This is a genomic window from Micromonospora sp. WMMB235, assembly GCF_001855515.1.
In the GTDB taxonomy this organism is placed as follows: Bacteria; Actinomycetota; Actinomycetes; order Mycobacteriales; family Micromonosporaceae; genus Micromonospora; species Micromonospora aurantiaca.
Genome location: NZ_MDRX01000001.1, coordinates 4,047,645 through 4,065,634, shown reverse-complemented (window position 1 = coordinate 4,065,634; position 17,990 = coordinate 4,047,645). Strand labels below are relative to the sequence as shown.

Genomic DNA, 17,990 nt, shown 5'->3' with positions numbered 1-17,990 from the left:
GTGCAGCGGAGCGGAGCCCCGCAGTCGCGAACGGAGGGTGGCGCTGGTGACCGACGCCAGGGCGGCCGCGGCGGCGGTGGTGGACCCGGAGATCCGCGTCATCACCATCGACGAGCTGGGCATCCTGCGCGCGGTCGACGAGGAACCGGACACCGGCCGGGTCGTCGTCACCATCACCCCCACCTACACCGGCTGCCCGGCCATGGACGTGATCCGGGAGGACATCCGCCGGGCGCTGGCCGCCGCCGGGTATCCGGACGCCGAGGTCCGCACCGTCTACCACCCGGCGTGGAGCACCGACTGGATCTCCGAGGCCGGCCGGGCCAAGCTCGCCGCCGCCGGCATCGCCCCGCCCGCGCCGCGCGGCGACGACACGGTGGTGCCGCTGACCCTCGCCGTACGCTGTCCGCGCTGCGGGTCGCCGGAGACCACCCAGATCAGCCGCTTCGGCTCCACCGCGTGCAAGGCGCTGTGGCGCTGCCGCTCCTGTTCCGAACCCTTCGACCACCTGAAGGCGCTGTGACTGTCACCATCACCCGGCCGGTGCGCCGCCGGCCGGTCTTCCATCCGCTGCCCGTCGCCGCCGTGGACCGGCTCACCGACGACTCGGTGTCGATCACGTTCGCGGTACCGGAGGAGCTGCGCGAGACCTTCGCGTTCTCCGCCGGGCAGCACCTCACCGTCCGCCGCCCGGCCGACGGCGACGGCGAGGAGGTGCGGCGGTCGTACTCGATCTGCTCCACCCCCGACGAGCTGGCCCGGCACGGCCGGTTGCGGGTCGGGGTGCGTGAGGTTCCGGGTGGGGCGTTCTCCGCGTACGCCTGCGGCGCGCTGCGCGGCGGCGACACCGTCGAGGTGCTGCCGCCGCTGGGCCACTTCACCTCCGCGTTCACCCCGGACCGGGCCCGCCGGTACGGCGCGGTGGTCGCCGGTTCCGGCATCACCCCGGTCCTCGGGCTGGCCGCGACCGCGCTGGCGACCGAGCCGCGCAGCACGTTCACGCTCGTGTACGGCAACCGCACGGCGAACTCGGTGATGTTCGCCGAGGAGCTGGCCGACCTGAAGGACCGCTACCCGACCCGGCTGCACCTGGTGCACGTGCTGTCCCGGGAGATGGGCGAGTCGGCGCTGCTGTCCGGGCGGATCGACGCCGACCGGCTGACCCGGCTGCTCGACACCGTCGTACCCGGTGACGAGATCGAGGAGTGGTTCCTCTGCGGCCCGTACGGCATGGTGGTGGACGCCAAGGCGGTGCTCGCGGGTCGCGGCGTGCCGGACGCGGCGGTGCACACCGAGCTGTTCCACGTCGACGCTCCGCCCGAGCCGGTGCGGCGCGAGACCGACCGGCCCGGGACCGGCACCGAGGTGACGATCCTGCTGGACGGGCGCTCGTCCAGTTTCACGATGGGCCGGGACGAGCGGGTGCTCGACGCGGCCCTGCGGGTGCGCGGCGAGTTGCCGTACGCCTGCAAGGGCGGGGTGTGCTCGACCTGCCGGGCCAAGGTGACGTCCGGTGAGGTGACGATGGCGCGCAACTACGCGCTGGAGCCCGACGAGGTCGCAGCCGGTTACGTGCTGACCTGCCAGTCCAGCCCGGTCACCGACGAACTCACTGTCGACTACGACGCCTAGCGGCGCCGCCGGTCAGAACACCACGGGCGGTGCCGTGGCGGCGCGGCCACGGGCCCGGCTGACGTGCCCGCGCCACCCGCCGACCAGCGCGAGCAGGGTCCATCCCGCCGCGCCGAGCACGAGCATGCCCCGCTTACCGGCCGGGTCCACGTCCCGCGCGTCGGCCAGCTCCACCTCGCCCCGCGGGTCGACGAGCACTGTCAGTCGCTGGCCGACCCGGTAGCCGGGGGAACTGCCCCGGTAGACCAGTGGCTCGTCGAGCCGGCCGGTGTCGCCCTGGAGGACGAACTCGTGCCGCTTGCCGACGGTCTGCACGTCGGTGATGGTCACCTGCTGGGCGACGCCACGCTCCCGAAGCACCGACTCCGGGGCGAGCTGCACGGTGCCCACCAGCACGAACAGCGCAGGCAGCACCGACAGCAGGGTCAGCCACCAGCCCCGGTGCAGCAGGCGCAGGCCGACCGCGAAGGCGAGGCACCCGACCAGGGCGACGGAGATCGGCACGGCGATCGGCAGTCCCACGGTGAGGTGGGCGACCACCGCGCTGACCACGATCACGGCGAGGCCGAAGCCGACGAGCACGGCGGTCATGGTGAGGGACCAGAGGGCGGAGCGGGCGCCGGCCACGCGTACGGGGGTGGGCGGCGGCGATACGACTGGCACGCCGAGAGCGTAGGCGGGCGGCGCCAGCGCTCCGCTTCCCGCAGTGGCGTTTCGGGTCGACCGCCGTCCGTGACGCGTAGAACGTTACGTCCTACACTTGCCTCATGGAGCAGATCGCCGTCCGGGAGCTGAATCAGCACACCAGCCGGGTGCTGGCGCGGGTGCGCGCCGGTGAGACGGTCGAGGTGACCGATCGGGGTGAGCCGATCGCCCGCCTCGTCCCGGTGCTGGCCGGTGACGCGCTTCTCGGCCGGTTGGTGGCCGAGGGCCGGGCCACGGCCCCGACCACGACCGGCCCGGTCCCGATGCCGCCGGTGCTCGGGGATCCCACGGTGGACGCGGCGGCCGCGCTGGTCGAGGCGCGCGACGAGGAGCGCTGGTGATCTACCTCGACTCGGCGGCGGTCATCAAGATGCTGCGGCGGGAGGCGGAGACGGCGGATCTGCTCGGCTGGCTGAACGAGCGCGCCGGCACCGCCTTGGTGTCGTCGGCCCTGGTCGAGGTGGAGGTGCCACGGGCGTTGCGTCGCGCCGCTCCACAGGCGCTGGTGGGTGTGCCCTCGGTGCTGGGACGTCTCTACCGGGTCGAGATCGACGCCACGGTCCGGGCGACAGCGGGCGCGTATCCGGAGCCGATGCTGCGCAGCCTGGACGCCGTTCACCTCGCCACCGCCGAGATCCTGGCCCGGCAGGCGGCGGCCGAGTTCGTCGCGTTCGTCACGTACGACAAGCGGCTGCTGGAGGCGGCCAAGGCGATCGGGCTGCCAGTGGCCAGTCCGGGCATGCCCTGACCGGGTGGGTCTCTCGTCACCGGGTGAGGAGTGGCGTTTCCCGCCGTCGGGCCCGCGACGTACGCTCGGGGATGTGACGGCGAACCGGGAGATCGACGACATCCTGCAACGCGGCGCGGACGGCGGGCGGATCACGCCCGAGGAGGCGCTGCTGCTCTACACCGACGCGCCCTTCCACGCGCTGGGCGAGGCGGCCGACGCGGTACGGCGGCGCCGCTACCCGGACAACATCGTCACGTACCTGATCGACCGCAACATCAACTACACGAACGTCTGCGTGACGGCGTGCAAGTTCTGCGCGTTCTACCGGGCACCCAAGCACAAGGAGGGGTGGACCCACCCGACCGAGGAGATCCTGCGCCGCTGCGGCGAGGCGGTCGAGCTGGGCGCCACCCAGGTCATGCTCCAGGGCGGGCACCACCCGGACTACGGCGTCGAGTACTACGAGGAGTTGTTCTCCTCCGTCAAGAAGGCGTACCCGCAGCTCGCCATCCACTCGATCGGCCCGAGCGAGATCCTGCACATGGCGAAGGTCTCCGGCGTGAGCCTGGACGAGGCCATCGCCCGGATCAAGACCGCCGGCCTGGACTCGATCGCCGGCGCCGGCGCCGAGATGCTGCCGGACCGGCCGCGTAAGGCGATCGCGCCGCTGAAGGAGTCCGGCGCGCGCTGGCTGGAGGTCATGGAGCTGGCGCACCGGCAGGGCCTGGAGTCGACGGCCACCATGATGATGGGCACCGGCGAGACGAACGCCGAGCGCATCGAGCACCTGCGGATGATCCGCGACGTGCAGGACCGCACCGGTGGTTTCCGGGCCTTCATCCCGTGGACGTACCAGCCGGAGAACAACCACCTGAAGGGCCGCACCCAGGCGACCACGCTGGAATATCTGCGCCTGGTCGCGGTGGCCCGCCTGTTCTTCGAGACGGTGCCGCACCTCCAGGCGTCCTGGCTGACCACCGGCAAGGACGTCGGGCAGCTCGCGTTGCACATGGGCGTGGACGACCTCGGCTCGATCATGCTGGAGGAGAACGTCATCTCCTCGGCCGGCGCCCGGCACCGGTCCAACCTGCACGAGCTGATCGGCATGATTCGGTCGGCCGACCGGATCCCGGCCCAGCGGGACACGCTCTACAACCGGCTCGCGGTGCACCACACGCCCGCCGACGACCCGAGCGACGACCGCGTCGTCTCGCACTTCTCGTCGATCGCCCTGCCCGGCGGCGGTGCCGGGAAGTCGCTGCCGCTGGTCGAGGTCAACTGACCCGGTCCCGCCGTTCCGCCGTTCGGCCGGTCGGTGTCCGTCGTGCGGCCGGAGCTCCGCCCGTTTCCGGTGAAGCTTCGGCCAGGGGTCTTCACCTGCGTGATCACCGGCGGCTAGCCTGCCCGCGCGACACCACCGATCCGGGCCGCGAGCAGGCAGGTAACAGGTCGGCGGCGACCCGGGTGAGCACGGCCCGGTGAGCCGACGACGCCATTACGCTGGCGGCGTCCGTCGGACCGTCGTCCTCCATCGGCCCATGAGGGCCGTTCACATAACGCACCGCGGCAGGGGCGGGATGGGTGACCATCCCGCCCCTGCTGTCTGCCGGGATCGATGGGAATCCCCACCGCTGCGCGGTGGCGTGACGAGGCGTCGCTCCGGTACCGTCCGTTCGTTCGGTACGTGATCACGTGTCCCTACCCCCGGGGGAACAATGACCTTCCGCTACCGGTCCACGCTGGCCCGCGCCGGCGTCGTGGCCCTGCTCTCCACCGCCGGTCTCGGCGCCGCCGCCGGCCCGGCACAGGCCGCCGACAAGGCCGACCTCCAGCTCATCCCGCTCAGCTACCAGCTCGCCAAGGGCGTCAGCGAGGCGAAGGCCAAGCCGTTCAAGTTCCAGGTGAACAACACCCTGGGGACCGTCGACGCGAAGGACGTCCGGGTCACCGTCGAGACGAAGGGCCTCAAGACCGCCAAGGTCGGCGTGCTGGTCCCGGCCGGCTGCGACATCCGTGGCACCACCTTCTCCTGCCTGCTCGGCGACCTGCCCGCGGGCACCACTGAGGACTTCGGCCTCCCGCTGTTCTCCACCGGCGGCAAGGGCGCGGCCGGCACGCTCACGGTCTCGATCAGCGCGGCGAACGGCGCCGGAGTGCTGGACACGATCGACCACGACATCACCGTCACCGAGCCGGGCTACGACCTCACGACCTGGGTCCAGGACGTGTACGCCGACGTGCGCGTGGACGGCGACGACGCCGACGAGTCCGGCCTGCGCCCGGTCCGGCCGGGCGGGACCGCGCCGCTGGACTGGGCCGTGTTCAACGACGGCAGCAAGCGCGCCACCGGCATCAAGTACGGGATCGCGCTGCCGGCCGGTGTCACCTTCGCGAAGCTGCCCGACGGTTGCGTCGAGCAGAACCTGGGTGGTTTCCTCAACGCGTACTGCGAGGATCTGGGCGCGGTGCTCAAGCCCGGCCAGTACTACACCGCCGACGTCCGGGTGACTGTCGGCGCGGACGTGACCGAGAAGCTGCTCCGGCCCGGCATCCTCTGGGCCGAGGGCCTGGACGCCGCTTCCGGTGCGCCCGAGGAGGAGCCGCGGGTCGCCAGCTCGGCGCAGCGGCGCGCGTTCGCCGAGACCGACGACGGTGACAACAGCGCGGTGTTCGACGTCTTCGTCGACCAGAGCCCGTCGACCCCGAGCCCGACGCCGACCACCCAGCCGACCTCGACGCCGACCGCCCAGCCGACGCCGACCGGCGACGCGACGGCGGTGCCGACCCCGACCGCCGGTGGTGGCGCGGGTGGCGGTAGCGGCGACGGTGGCCTGCCGGTGACCGGTATGCAGGTCGGCCTGATCGGCGGCGTCGGCGCGGCCGTGCTCGCGGCCGGCGCGGCGCTGATGATGCTGTCCCGCCGCCGCAAGGTGGTCCTTGTCGCTCCGGGCGAGGAGCGCACCGGCGACTGACCGGGGAACCGATACGCGACCAGGGCGGGGTGGGTGACCACCCCGCCCTGTCGCGTACCCGGAGGGAGGCGGGGGCGACGCGGCTGGCAGAGTGGAGGGGTGAGCCGTACCCCGCAGGGCCAGCGCGCCAGCCTGGACAAGCAGCCGCACGAGGTCGCCGCGATGTTCGACGGTGTCGCGGCCCGCTACGACCTGACGAATACCGTCCTGTCGTTCGGCCAGGACCGGTCGTGGCGGCGGGCCACCCGGGCGGCGCTCGGGCTGCGGCCGGGCGAGCGGGTGCTGGACGTGGGTGCCGGCACCGGTGTGTCGACCGAGGAACTGGCCCACTCCGGGGCGTACGCGGTGGGTGCGGACCTGTCGCTGGGCATGCTGCACGCCGGCAAGCGCACCCGTCCGTCGGTGCCGCTGCTGGCCGGGGACGCGCTTCGGCTGCCGTTCGCCGACGCCAGCTTCGACGCGGTGACCATCTCCTTCGCGCTGCGCAACGTCAACGACACCGACGCGGCGCTGGCCGAGCTGGCCCGGGTGACCCGACCGGGCGGGCGGCTCGTGGTCTGCGAGTTCAGCACTCCGGTGAACCCGGCGTTCCGCACCGTCTACCTGTCGTACCTGATGCGTTCGTTGCCGGCGGTGGCCCGCGCGGTGTCGAGCAACCCGGACGCCTACGTCTACCTGGCGGAGTCGATCCGGGCCTGGCCGGACCAGGCGGCGCTGGCCGCGCGGATCGGCGCGGCCGGCTGGGGCCGGGTGGCGTGGCGCAACCTGACCGGCGGCGTCGTGGCGCTGCACCGGGCAGTCCGAAACTGACCGCCCGGCCAGCGAACGCTGGTCATTTCGTGAATATCCGGTTTTGGTCTACTTTGTCCCGTAGGCTCGCCCCCATGACGGGACCAGACCAGGCCGCCACCGACGACGACGCCGCCGAGCTGATCGCGCAGCTCCGCGAGCTGGCCGGCGCGGATCCCGCCGATGTCCGGCAGGTCGTCGCCGAGGTGCTGGCCGCGCTGGACCGGGCCGCCGGTGGCGCGTTGCGCGACCACCTGCCCGAGGCCATCCGGCTCGACGCCGGGCTCGGACCGGCCGCGCAGGCGCGCCCCTGACCGGTCTCGACGCTCTTACCGGCGCGTTTCCGCGAAGTTAGGCCCCCCTCAGCGCGTACTGGTGTAACGCCGGTCATAGACTCCAACCGGATCGGCTTGTGAAGCATTTCACGAGCATGCGGGAGGAGGCGCGGATGACCGCGGTGGAGAACGACGCCGACGTCATCGTCGTGGGCGCCGGTCCCGGAGGATCGGCCACGGCGTACCACCTGGCGCGGCACGGCGTACGCGTGCTGCTGCTGGAGAAGACGGAGTTTCCCCGGGAGAAGGTCTGCGGTGACGGGCTCACGCCCCGCGCCGTACGGCAGCTGATCCGGATGGGCGTGGACACCTCGCCCGAGGCGGGCTGGCTGCACAACAAGGGCCTGCGGGTGATCGGCGGCGGCATACGCCTGGAACTGGACTGGCCCGACCTGGCCAGCTTCCCCAACTACGGCCTGGTGCGCACCCGGCTCGACTTCGACGACCTGCTCGCCCAGCGTGCGGTCGCCGCCGGGGCGAAGCTGCAGACCAGCGTCAACGTCCTCGGGCCGGTGCTCGGCGCCGACGACCGGGTGATCGGCGTGCAGGCCGAGGTCGGCCCGGACAAGGAACCCGCCACGTTCCACGCGCCGCTCGTGGTCGCCGCCGACGGCGTCTCCGGCCGCTTCCCGCTCGCACTCGGGCTCGCCAAGCGGGAGGACCGCCCGATCGGCGTGGCCGTCCGCCGCTACTACCGCTCGCCCGCCAAGCACGACGACGACTACCTGGAGTCCTGGCTGGAGCTGCGGGCCAAGGGCAGCGACGCGCTGCTGCCCGGCTACGGCTGGATCTTCGGCCTCGGCGACGGCCGGGTGAACGTCGGCCTCGGCGTGCTGAACTCCTCCTCGGCGTTCGGCAAGACGAACTACCGCAAGCTGCTCACCGACTGGCTCGCGAACACCCCCGAGGACTGGGGGATGACCGACGAGTCCAACGCGGAGGGTCCGATCCTCGGCGCCGCGCTGCCGATGGGCTTCAACCGCGTGCCGCACTACACCCGCGGCGTGCTGCTCGTCGGTGACTCCGGCGGCATGGTCAACCCGTTCAACGGCGAGGGCATCGCGTACGCGATGGAGTCGGGCGAGATGGCCGCGGAGGTCGTGGTGCAGGCGCTCGCCCGCCCGGCCGGCGCGGAGCGGGAGCGGGCGCTGATGGCGTACCCGCAGGAGCTGAAGGCCCGCTTCGGCGGCTACTACCGGCTCGGCGGCGTCTTCGTGAAGCTCATCGGCCGCCCCGAGATCATGCGGATGGCGACCAAGCACGGCATGCCGCACCCGATGCTCATGCGTTTCGTGCTCAAGCTGCTGGCCAACCTGACCGACCCGCGCGGCGGGGACGCGATGGACCGGGTCATCAACGCGATGACGAAGGTGGCTCCGGCCGTGTAGAAGACGACCGGCCCGAGGCGGAACGTCCACGGGCCGGACAGAGATCGACCCCCGCCGACCGAGGTCGTGAGGGACGTGAATAGTGTGATTTTGGCCAACCACCGAGGTCAGGGAAGGACGAGCAGGGGACAACGATGACGCTCTCTCCTTACGCACCCATCATCGGGCTGTTCGCCCTCGCTGCGGCGTTCGCGCTGTTCTCCGTGGCCGCTGCCCGACTCGCCGGCCCGCGGCGTCTGAACAAGGCCAAGCTCGAGGCGTACGAGTGTGGCATCGAGCCGAGCCCGCAGCCGGTCGGCGGCGGCCGGTTCCCGATCAAGTTCTACCTGACGGCGATGCTCTTCATCGTCTTCGACATCGAGATCATCTTCCTCTACCCCTGGGCGGTCTCCTTCGACGCCCTGCCGATCTTCGGCTTCGTGGAGATGGTCCTGTTCATCGTCGCGGTCTTCGTCGCGTACGCCTATGTCTGGCGTCGCGGCGGCCTGGACTGGGACTGAGGAGGTAGCAGATGGGCATCGAGGAGAAGCTCCCCTCCGGCGTCCTGCTCACCAGCGTCGAGAAGCTGGTCAACTGGACGCGGAAGACCTCGGTCTGGGGCGCCACGTTCGGTCTGGCCTGCTGCGCCATCGAGATGATGGCGGCAGGCGGTCCGCACTACGACATGGGCCGCTGGGGCATGGAGGTCTTCCGCGCCTCGCCCCGCCAGGCGGACCTGATGATCGTGGCCGGCCGGGTGAGCCAGAAGATGGCCCCGGTCCTGCGCCAGATCTACGACCAGATGGCCGAGCCCCGCTGGGTCATCTCGATGGGCGTCTGCGCCAGCAGCGGCGGCATGTTCAACAACTACGCCATCGTGCAGGGCGTCGACCACGTCGTACCGGTCGACATGTACCTCCCCGGCTGCCCGCCCCGGCCGGAGATGCTCATCGACGCGGTGCTCAAGCTGCGCGAGAAGATCATGCACGAGCCGCTGGGCCCGAACGGCCGCAAGATGCTGGAGGCCCGCCAGGCGCGCGGCGACGTGCCGGTGGTGCCGTACGGCTCGATGCCCTCGTCGTACCGCAGCGACAAGGCCCGGCGTGCCGAGTGGACGAAGGCGGTCCGCGAGGGGCGTGAGGAGCAGCTGCGGATCGAGAACTGGATGAAGGCGCAGAACCACCTTCAGGCGTCGCATAGGGGCCCGAAATGAGCAACGACAAGAACAACGACGGCGGGGTGCCGGTACCCACCACCCCGGTCGGTGCCAGCTCCACCGCCCCGGCGGAGTACCCGCCGGCCAGCCCGGCCGGCCGGGGCATGTTCGGCAACCAGGGCACCGGCGACGTCTCCGGCTACGGCGGCCTGGTCCGCCCGCGCAAGCCCATCGAGGAGGCGGCCCGGCCGTACGGGAGCTACTTCGACGAGGTGCGGGACGCGCTGGAGGAGGCGTACCCGGACTTCGGCGACGCGATCGAGAAGGTCGTGGTCGACCGGGGCGAGCTGACCCTGCACGTCCGCCCGGAGCGGATCGCCGAGGTCTGCCAGGTGATGCGCGACGACCTCGCGCTGCGCTTCGAGCTGCTCTCGTCGGTGTCCGGTGTGGACTACCTGGGCGCGCAGGAGCGCCGCCTGCACGTGGTCTACCACCTGACCTCGATGACCTACCGCCGCAGCGTCCGGCTGGAGGTGGCGGTCTCCGTCGAGGAGCCGCACGTCCCGAGCGTCACCGCCGTCTACCCGACCGCCGACTGGCAGGAGCGGGAGACGTACGACATGTTCGGCGTCGTCTTCGACGGCCACCCCGCCCTGACCCGGATCCTCATGCCGGACGACTGGGAGGGGCACCCGCAGCGCAAGGACTACCCGCTGGGCGGCGTCCCCGTCGAGTACAAGGGTGCGGAGATCCCCCCGCCGGACCGTAGGAGGTCGTACCAATGACCACGTCGAACTACGCGACCGAGCGCGAGACGACCGAGGGCAAGGTCTTCACCGTCACCGGCGGGGACTGGGATGAGGTCGTCTCCGGCACGGACCCGATCAACGACGAGCGGATCGTCGTCAACATGGGTCCGCAGCACCCGTCCACCCACGGCGTGCTCCGGCTGGTCCTGGAGCTGGAGGGCGAGACGGTCCGCGAGGCCCGCTCGGTCATCGGCTACCTGCACACCGGCATCGAGAAGAACCTGGAGTACCGCAACTGGGTCCAGGGTTCGACGTTCGTGACCCGGATGGACTACCTCTCGCCGCTGTTCAACGAGACGGCGTACGCGCTCGCGGTGGAGAAGCTGCTCGGCATCACCGACGACATCACCGAGCGGGCCACCACCATCCGAGTGCTGATGATGGAGCTCAACCGCGTCTCGTCGCACCTGGTCTGGCTGGCGACCACCGCCATGGAGCTGGGCGCGATCAACATGATGCTGTACGGCTTCCGCGAGCGGGAGTACGTCCTCGACATCTTCGAGACCATCACCGGCCTGCGGATGAACCACGCGTACGTGCGGCCGGGCGGTGTGGCGCAGGACGTGCCGGACGACGCGATCCGCAAGATCCGCGACTTCCTCCAGCTGATGCCGAAGCGGCTCAAGGAGTACGAGAACCTGCTGTCCGGCCAGCCGATCTGGCTGGAGCGTACGCAGCACGTCGCGGTGCTCGACGTGACCGCCTGCATGGCGCTCGGCGTCACCGGCCCGGTGCTGCGGTCCGCGGGCCTCGCCTGGGACCTGCGCAAGACCATGCCGTACTGCGGTTACGAGACGTACGAGTTCGACGTGCCGACCCACACCGACGGTGACGTGTGGGGCCGCTACCTGGTCCGGGTGGCGGAGATCCGCGAGTCGCTGAAGCTGATCGAGCAGGCGCTGGACCGTCTGAAGCCCGGCCCGGTGATGGTGTCCGACAAGAAGATCGCGTGGCCGGCGCAGCTCGCCATCGGCGTGGACGGCATGGGCAACTCGCTGGAGCACGTCGCCAAGATCATGGGTCAGTCGATGGAGTCGCTGATCCACCACTTCAAGCTCGTCACCGAGGGCTTCCGGGTTCCGCCGGGCCAGGTGTACGTCGGCATCGAGTCGCCCCGCGGCGAGCTGGGCGTGCACGCGGTGTCCGACGGCGGCACCCGGCCCTACCGGGTGCACTACCGGGAGCCGAGCTTCGTCAACCTCCAGGCCCTCCCGGCGATGGCCGAGGGCGGCCTGATCGCCGACGTGATCGCCGGCGGCGCCTCGCTGGACCCCGTGATGGGTGGTTGTGACCGATGAGCTTTTCCGAAACGACTCGCACCCGGGCGCGGGAGATCATCGCCCGGTACCCGGCGGACCGGTCCCGCTCGGCGCTGCTGCCGCTGCTGCACCTGGTCCAGTCCGAGGAGGGCTACGTCTCCCCGGCCGGTGTCGAGTTCTGCGCCGAGGTGCTCGGGCTCAACAAGGCCCAGGTGGGCGCCGTCGCCACCTTCTACACCATGTACAAGCGCAAGCCCACCGGTGACTACCTGGTGAGCGTCTGCACCAACACCATGTGCGACGTGCTCGGCGGGCAGAAGGTCTACGACACCCTGGCCGAGCACCTCGGCGTCGGGCACGAGGAGACCACCGCCGACGGGAAGATCACCCTGGAGCACGCCGAGTGCCTGGCGGCGTGCGACTACGGCCCGGTGATGACAGTCAACTACGACTTCTTCGACAACGTGGAGCCGCAGGCCGCGCTCGACGTGGTCGAGGAGCTGCGCGCCGGCGGCCGGCCGATGCCGACCCGCGGGGCGCGGCTGTGCACGCTCAAGGAGATGGCGGTCCAGCTCGCCGGTTTCGCCGACGAGCGCGACGGCGCGGTGGCCGACGGCGGGCCGGGCGAGCCGAGCCTGCGCGGCCTGCGCCTGGCCGAGCAGCACGGCGTCTCGGTGCCGGGCTTCGACCCGAAGACCCCGATCCGCAGCAAGGCCGAGGCCGACCGGGCCGCCGCCGAGGCGAAGGCGAAGGCCGAGGCCGCCAAGCCGGCCCCCGCGCCCGAGCCGGCCGAGCCGGAGGCGGCCACCGGCAGCACCGCGCCGGACGTGAAGGCGCCGGACGACAAGTCGCCGCAGGTGCGTACCGCCGAGACCCGGCAGCCGGACGCGAGCACCCCGGTGCCGGACGCGCCCGGCACCAAGGTCCCGGTGGACGGCCCGGCCCCGGCACCGCGCGACGCGCGGGCGGCGGAGGCGGCCGGCGTGGCGGCGAACCCGCCGGCCGGTGACGGCAAGCCCGCCGGCGACGCGGCCGGCGCGCAGGAGCGCAACCTCAAGGAAGCGGAGTCCGGTACGGGCGCGGACGGCGCCGACCCGGCGGACGCGAGCGGAACGGGGGTCCGGAAGTGACCACTCCTCGGCCGGAGACGCTGGCCAAGCTCACGCCGGTGCTCACCAAGCGCTGGCTCTCGCCGGACGCGTGGCGGCTCGGCACCTACGAGAAGCTGGACGGCTACGCCGCCCTGCGCAAGGCGCTCAAGGCGCACCCGGACGACCTGATCCAGCTGATCAAGGACTCCGGACTGCGCGGGCGAGGCGGCGCGGGCTTCCCGACCGGTCTCAAGTGGGGGTTCATCCCGCAGGGCGACGGCAAGCCGCACTACCTGGTGGTGAACGCCGACGAGGGCGAGCCGGGCACCTGCAAGGACCTGCCGCTGATGACCCACGACCCGCACTCGCTCGTCGAGGGCGTCATCATCGCCTCGTACGCGATCCGGGCCAACCGGGCGTACATCTACATCCGCGGCGAGGCGGTGCACGCCGCCCGGCGGCTGCGCAGCGCCGTCGACGAGGCGTACGCCAAGGGTTATCTCGGCCGGAACGTCCTCGGCTCGGGCTTCGACCTGGACCTGGTGGTGCACTCCGGCGCCGGGGCGTACATCTGCGGTGAGGAGACCGCGCTGCTGGACTCGCTGGAGGGCTTCCGCGGCCAGCCCCGGCTGCGCCCGCCGTTCCCGGCGACCCACGGCCTGTACGCCAGCCCGACCGTGGTCAACAACGTCGGCACCATCGCCAGCGTGCCGTACATCGTGCTCGGTGGCGCGGACTGGTGGAAGACGATGGGCACGGAGAAGTCGTCCGGCCCGATGATCTACTCGCTGTCCGGCCGGATCGCCGACCCCGGCCAGTACGAGTGCTCGATGGGCATCACGCTGCGCGAGCTGATCGAGCTGGCCGGCGGCATGAAGCCCGGGCACAACCTGAAGTTCTGGACCCCGGGTGGCTCGTCGACGCCGCTGCTGACCGCCGAGCACCTGGACGTGCCGCTGGACTTCGAGGGGGTGGCGGCGGCCGGCTCGATCCTGGGCACCACTGCTACGCAGATCTTCTCCGACCAGGACTGCCCGGTGTACGCGACCTACCGGTGGCTGGAGTTCTACCACCACGAGTCGTGCGGCAAGTGCACCCCGTGCCGGGAGGGCAACTACTGGATGGTCCGGGTCTACCGGCGCATCCTGGCCGGCCAGGGCACCCACGAGGACCTGGACACCCTGCTCGACACCTGCGACAACATCCTCGGCCGCTCGTTCTGCGGTCTCGGTGACGGCGCGACCAGCTCGGTGACCTCGTCGCTGAAGTACTTCAAGCAGGACTACCTCGACTACATCGAGGGACGTACCGCTCCGAAGCTCTCCGACAAGTCTCTGGTTGGAGCTCACTGATGACCGACGTAGCCAAGCAGACCGAGACCGTCACGCTGACCATCGACGGCGTCGAGGTCACCGCGCCCAAGGGCGCGCTGCTGATCCGCGTCGCCGAGCAGCTCGGCACCGAGATCCCGCGCTTCTGCGACCACCCGCTGCTGGCCCCGGCCGGCGCCTGCCGGCAGTGCCTGGTGGAGGTGGAGGGCCAGCGCAAGCCGGTCGCCTCCTGCACCCAGACCGTCGCCGACGGCATGGTGGTGCGGACGCAGCTCACCTCCCCGGTCGCCAAGAAGGCCCAGGAGGGTGTGATGGAGCTGCTGCTCCTCAACCACCCCCTGGACTGCCCGATGTGCGACAAGGGCGGCGAGTGCCCGCTGCAGAACCAGGCGATGTCCACCGGCCGGACGGACTCGCGGTTCCACGAGCACAAGCGGGAGTACCCGAAGCCGCTGCCGATCAGCACCCAGGTGCTGCTCGACCGCGAGCGCTGCGTGCTCTGCCAGCGGTGCACCCGGTTCTCCGAGGAGATCGCCGGCGACAAGTTCATCGACCTGATGGGACGCTCCTCGCACGAGGAGATCAACATCTACCGGGACGACGCGTACGGCGAGGAGGGCGACGAGGGGGACGTCCCGTTCAACTCGTACTTCTCCGGCAACACCGTGCAGATCTGCCCGGTGGGCGCGCTGACCGGCACCCAGTACCGGTTCCGGGCCCGCCCGTTCGACCTGGTCTCCACGCCCAGCGTCTGCGAGCACTGCTCGGCCGGCTGCGCCCAGCGCACCGACTGGCGGCGCGGCAAGGTCCTGCGCCGGCTGGCCGGCGACGACCCGGCGGTGAACGAGGAGTGGAACTGCGACAAGGGCCGCTGGGGCTTCCAGTACACCCGCGCGTTCGACCGGATCAGCACGCCGATGGTGCGCGACGAGAAGACCGGTGAGCTGCGCGAGGCGTCCTGGAGCGAGGCGCTGACCCGGGCCGCCGAAGGGCTGCGCGCGGCCCGCGACGGCGCGACCGGCACTGCGGTGCTGACCGGCGGCCGGCTGACGGTCGAGGACGCCTACGCGTACGCGAAGTTCGCCCGGATCGCGCTGCACACGAACGACATCGACTTCCGGGCCCGCCCGGTCTCCCGCGAGGAGGCCGACTTCCTGGCCAGCAGCGTCGCCGGGGTCACCGACGTGACCTACACGGACGTGGAGAACGCGCCCGCTGTGGTGCTCGTCGGCCTGGAGCCGGAGGAGGAGTGCCCGATCCTCTTCCTGCGGCTGCGCAAGGCGTACCTGAAGAAGAAGCTCACCGTGTACGCGCTCGCGCCGTTCGCCACGCGCGGCCTGGAGAAGCTCGGGGCCAAGCTGGCCCGGGTGGTGCCCGGCGAGGAGGCCGGCGTGCTGGCCGAGCACGCCACGGTGGCCGAGGCGCTGGGTCAGCCCGGCGCGATCCTGATCGTCGGCGAGCGCCTGGCCGAGGTGCCGGGCGGCCTGTCGGCGGCGGCGGACGTCGCCCGGCGTACCGGTGCCCGGCTGGTCTGGGTGCCGCGGCGCGCGGGTGACCGCGGTGCTGTCGACGCGGGCTGCCTGCCCAACCTGCTCCCCGGCGGCCGGGTCGTCACCGAGCCGGCCGCGCGCGCGGAGCTGGGCGAGGCGTGGGACATCCCGGCCGGGGTGATCCCCAGCCAGGCCGGCCGCGACACCGACGGCATCCTCACCGCCGCCGCGAACGGACAGATCGGCGCCCTGGTGGTGGCCGGCGTCGACCCGGCCGACCTGGCCGACCCGCGCCTGGCCGAGTCCGCACTGGACGCGGTGCCGTTCCTGGTCAGCCTGGAACTGCGGATGAGCGCGGTGTCCCGCCGCGCCGACGTGGTCCTGCCGGTCGCGCCGGTGGTCGAGAAGGCGGGCAGCTTCCTGGACTGGGAGGGCCGGCTGCGCACGTTCGAGAAGGTGCTGGACACCGGCGCGATGACCGACGCCCGCATCCTCGACGCGCTCGCCGCGCAGCTCGACGTGCGGCTCGGCACCGGTGACGTGCCGAGCATCCGGCGCGAGCTGGGCGCGCTGCCGCGCACCCGGGTCGAGCGGCCGTCGGCGCCCTCGGTCGAGCCCGCCGCCGTGCGGCAGCCCGGACCGGGCGAGGCGGTCCTCGCCACCTGGCACCAGCTGATCGACCTGGGCAGCCTCACCGACGGCGACGAGCACCTCGCCGGCACCGCCCGCCCGCCGGTGGTCCGGCTCGGCAAGGGCACCGCCGAGGCGCTGGGTGTGGCCGACGGCGACCCGGTCACGGTGGGCACCGACCGCGGCGCGATCACGCTGCCGGCGGCGATCACCGAGATGCCCGACGGCGTCGTCTGGCTGCCGACCAACTCACCCGGCTCCACCGTGCGGCGCGGCCTCGGCGCGACGTCCGGCGACGTGGTGAGCGTCTCCGCAGTCGGGAACGAAAGGTGGGTGCAGTGAACCCCGTCATCCTCGCGGCGCAGGACCCGACGCTTGCCGACTTCGGCAAGGACCCGTGGTGGCTGGTCCTCGGCAAGATCCTGTTCGCGTTCGTCGTCGCCGTGGCGGCCACGCTGCTCGGCGTCTGGTTCGAGCGCCGGGTCGTGGGCCGCATGGCGGTGCGGCCCGGCCCCAACCAGGCCGGTCCGTTCGGTCTGCTCCAGACGCTCGCCGACGGCGTGAAGCTGGCCTTCAAGGAGGACATCCTCCCGCGCAAGGCCGACAAGGTCGTCTACTTCTTCGCCCCGGTGATCTCGGTGGTCTGCGCAGTCACCGCGCTGTCGGTGATCCCGTTCGGGCCGATGGTGAGCATCTTCGGGCACCGGACGCCGCTCCAGGTCACCGACGTGTCGGTGGCGGTGCTGGTGGTGCTGGCCTTCTCCTCGCTCGCCGTGTACGGCATCGTGCTCGGCGGCTGGGCCAGCGGCTCCACCTACCCGCTGCTCGGCGGCCTCCGCTCGGCGGCCCAGCTGGTCTCGTACGAGGTCACCATGGGCCTGAGCGTGGTCGCGGTGTTCATGACCGCGGGCACCATGTCGACGAGCGGGATCGTCGCCGCGCAGGGCGACGGCACCCGGCTGAGCATCGGCGGCTTCGACCTCGCCGCGCCCGGCTGGTACGCGATCCTGCTGCTGCCCAGCTTCATCATGTTCTTCATCGCCATCGTCGGTGAGACGAACCGGGCGCCGTTCGACCTGCCCGAGGCGGAGTCGGAGCTGGTGGCCGGTTTCCAGACCGAGTACAGCTCGCTGAAGTTCGCGCTGTTCATGCTCAGCGAGTACGTCGCGATGGTGACCATGTCGGCGTTCACCGTGACGCTGTTCCTCGGCGGCTGGCACGCCCCGTGGCCGATCACGATCTGGTCGGGCGCCAACGAGGGCTGGTGGCCGATGCTGTGGTTCTTCGGCAAGGTCATCATGCTGGTGTTCGTCTTCGTCTGGCTGCGCGGCACGCTGCCCCGGCTCCGGTACGACCAGTTCATGCGGTTCGGCTGGAAGGTGCTGCTGCCGCTGAACCTGGTCTGGATCATGGTGCTCGCCGGGCTGCGCTCGATCGAGGACTGGCAGACCCGGGACCGGCTGCTCGTCACCGCCGTCGGCGCGGGCGTGCTGCTGCTGGCCACGCTCTTCTGGCCGTCGCGGAAGAAGGAGCCGAAGCCGTCGCTCCAGGAGCAGGCGGACACCCGGCCGTACGGCAGCTTCCCGCTGCCGCCGATGGATCTTCAGGTTCCGCCGAGCCCGCGTACGAAGCGCGTGCTCGCCGAGCGGGAGCCGGCCAACGTGGTCGCCGGCCCGGACTCCAGGGAGGTGTGA

Annotated in this window: 18 protein-coding genes; 17 read left to right on the top strand and 1 reads right to left on the bottom strand. The window is 71.6% G+C overall.

Annotated features, from left to right (window positions below):
- The first annotated feature begins 46 nt into the window (after positions 1-46).
- Positions 47-523 carry a 1,2-phenylacetyl-CoA epoxidase subunit PaaD gene (gene paaD / locus BFV98_RS17610; protein WP_071098919.1) on the top strand — a complete coding sequence of 159 codons (477 nt, stop codon included), beginning with the start codon at positions 47-49 and terminating at the stop codon, positions 521-523.
- Positions 520-1,632 (top strand): 1,2-phenylacetyl-CoA epoxidase subunit PaaE, encoded by a 1,113-nt coding sequence (paaE, locus tag BFV98_RS17605; protein ID WP_013283591.1) that lies wholly within the window; start codon positions 520-522, stop codon positions 1,630-1,632. Before paaD ends, paaE begins: the two co-directional genes overlap by 4 nt.
- Positions 1,633-1,644: 12 nt before the next feature.
- Here paaE and BFV98_RS17600 read toward each other — a convergent pair whose 3' ends face one another.
- A complete protein-coding gene (locus BFV98_RS17600) occupies positions 1,645-2,295 on the bottom strand; it encodes a hypothetical protein (protein ID WP_255368146.1) in 651 nt (216 codons plus the stop codon).
- A gap of 104 nt (positions 2,296-2,399) precedes the next feature.
- Between BFV98_RS17600 and BFV98_RS17595 the strand changes: the two genes are divergently transcribed.
- From BFV98_RS17595 to nuoH, 15 genes are all read left to right on the top strand, one after another.
- Entirely contained in the window at positions 2,400-2,678 is a 279-nt protein-coding gene (locus BFV98_RS17595) for a type II toxin-antitoxin system Phd/YefM family antitoxin (protein ID WP_013283593.1), read from the top strand.
- Positions 2,675-3,085 carry a type II toxin-antitoxin system VapC family toxin gene (locus tag BFV98_RS17590; protein ID WP_030273584.1) on the top strand — a complete coding sequence of 137 codons (411 nt, stop codon included), beginning with the start codon at positions 2,675-2,677 and terminating at the stop codon, positions 3,083-3,085. Before BFV98_RS17595 ends, BFV98_RS17590 begins: the two co-directional genes overlap by 4 nt.
- A 73-nt stretch (positions 3,086-3,158) precedes the next feature.
- Positions 3,159-4,349: a cyclic dehypoxanthinyl futalosine synthase gene (gene mqnC / locus BFV98_RS17585; protein ID WP_013283595.1), complete on the top strand. Its 1,191-nt coding sequence runs from the start codon at positions 3,159-3,161 to the stop codon at positions 4,347-4,349.
- A gap of 433 nt (positions 4,350-4,782) precedes the next feature.
- Positions 4,783-6,039, top strand: a complete 1,257-nt coding sequence (locus BFV98_RS17580) for a hypothetical protein (RefSeq protein WP_013473552.1) — start codon at positions 4,783-4,785, stop codon at positions 6,037-6,039.
- A gap of 99 nt (positions 6,040-6,138) precedes the next feature.
- Entirely contained in the window at positions 6,139-6,849 is a 711-nt protein-coding gene (locus BFV98_RS17575; protein WP_013283598.1) for a demethylmenaquinone methyltransferase, read from the top strand.
- Positions 6,850-6,923: 74 nt separating this feature from the next.
- Positions 6,924-7,142 (top strand): hypothetical protein, encoded by a 219-nt coding sequence (locus BFV98_RS17570; RefSeq protein WP_030273586.1) that lies wholly within the window; start codon positions 6,924-6,926, stop codon positions 7,140-7,142.
- Between the two features lie 134 nt (positions 7,143-7,276).
- On the top strand, positions 7,277-8,551 hold the full coding sequence (locus BFV98_RS17565) for a geranylgeranyl reductase family protein (protein ID WP_030273587.1): 1,275 nt from the start codon (positions 7,277-7,279) through the stop codon (positions 8,549-8,551).
- Between the two features lie 134 nt (positions 8,552-8,685).
- Positions 8,686-9,051: an NADH-quinone oxidoreductase subunit A gene (locus BFV98_RS17560; RefSeq protein WP_013283601.1), complete on the top strand. Its 366-nt coding sequence runs from the start codon at positions 8,686-8,688 to the stop codon at positions 9,049-9,051.
- Positions 9,052-9,062: 11 nt separating this feature from the next.
- On the top strand, positions 9,063-9,743 hold the full coding sequence (locus BFV98_RS17555) for an NADH-quinone oxidoreductase subunit B family protein (protein ID WP_013283602.1): 681 nt from the start codon (positions 9,063-9,065) through the stop codon (positions 9,741-9,743).
- Entirely contained in the window at positions 9,740-10,471 is a 732-nt protein-coding gene (locus BFV98_RS17550; RefSeq protein WP_013473555.1) for an NADH-quinone oxidoreductase subunit C, read from the top strand. The genes BFV98_RS17555 and BFV98_RS17550 overlap by 4 nt, the downstream gene beginning before the upstream one ends.
- On the top strand, positions 10,468-11,793 hold the full coding sequence (locus tag BFV98_RS17545) for an NADH-quinone oxidoreductase subunit D (RefSeq protein ID WP_013283604.1): 1,326 nt from the start codon (positions 10,468-10,470) through the stop codon (positions 11,791-11,793). Before BFV98_RS17550 ends, BFV98_RS17545 begins: the two co-directional genes overlap by 4 nt.
- Positions 11,790-12,884: an NADH-quinone oxidoreductase subunit NuoE gene (gene nuoE, locus BFV98_RS17540; RefSeq protein ID WP_013283605.1), complete on the top strand. Its 1,095-nt coding sequence runs from the start codon at positions 11,790-11,792 to the stop codon at positions 12,882-12,884. Before BFV98_RS17545 ends, nuoE begins: the two co-directional genes overlap by 4 nt.
- The gene (gene nuoF / locus BFV98_RS17535) at positions 12,881-14,197 is read left to right on the top strand and encodes an NADH-quinone oxidoreductase subunit NuoF (protein WP_047892134.1); all 1,317 of its coding nucleotides are present in this window, start codon (positions 12,881-12,883) and stop codon (positions 14,195-14,197) included. The genes nuoE and nuoF overlap by 4 nt, the downstream gene beginning before the upstream one ends.
- Entirely contained in the window at positions 14,197-16,638 is a 2,442-nt protein-coding gene (locus tag BFV98_RS17530; protein WP_013283607.1) for an NADH-quinone oxidoreductase subunit G, read from the top strand. The genes nuoF and BFV98_RS17530 overlap by 1 nt, the downstream gene beginning before the upstream one ends.
- Positions 16,635-17,990 (top strand): NADH-quinone oxidoreductase subunit NuoH, encoded by a 1,356-nt coding sequence (gene nuoH / locus BFV98_RS17525; RefSeq protein ID WP_013283608.1) that lies wholly within the window; start codon positions 16,635-16,637, stop codon positions 17,988-17,990. Before BFV98_RS17530 ends, nuoH begins: the two co-directional genes overlap by 4 nt.

What these genes read in the sequence shown, in the direction of transcription:
- BFV98_RS17595 (WP_013283593.1), top strand. Translation starts at nt 2,400, where the DNA reads ATGGAGCAGATCGCCGTCCGGGAGCTGAATCAGCACACCAGCCGGGTG.
- BFV98_RS17580 (WP_013473552.1), top strand. Translation starts at nt 4,783, where the DNA reads ATGACCTTCCGCTACCGGTCCACGCTGGCCCGCGCCGGCGTCGTGGCC.
- BFV98_RS17570 (WP_030273586.1), top strand. Translation starts at nt 6,924, where the DNA reads ATGACGGGACCAGACCAGGCCGCCACCGACGACGACGCCGCCGAGCTG.
- BFV98_RS17565 (WP_030273587.1), top strand. Translation starts at nt 7,277, where the DNA reads ATGACCGCGGTGGAGAACGACGCCGACGTCATCGTCGTGGGCGCCGGT.
- BFV98_RS17560 (WP_013283601.1), top strand. Translation starts at nt 8,686, where the DNA reads ATGACGCTCTCTCCTTACGCACCCATCATCGGGCTGTTCGCCCTCGCT.
- BFV98_RS17555 (WP_013283602.1), top strand. Translation starts at nt 9,063, where the DNA reads ATGGGCATCGAGGAGAAGCTCCCCTCCGGCGTCCTGCTCACCAGCGTC.
- BFV98_RS17550 (WP_013473555.1), top strand. Translation starts at nt 9,740, where the DNA reads ATGAGCAACGACAAGAACAACGACGGCGGGGTGCCGGTACCCACCACC.
- BFV98_RS17545 (WP_013283604.1), top strand. Translation starts at nt 10,468, where the DNA reads ATGACCACGTCGAACTACGCGACCGAGCGCGAGACGACCGAGGGCAAG.
- nuoE (WP_013283605.1), top strand. Translation starts at nt 11,790, where the DNA reads ATGAGCTTTTCCGAAACGACTCGCACCCGGGCGCGGGAGATCATCGCC.
- BFV98_RS17530 (WP_013283607.1), top strand. Translation starts at nt 14,197, where the DNA reads ATGACCGACGTAGCCAAGCAGACCGAGACCGTCACGCTGACCATCGAC.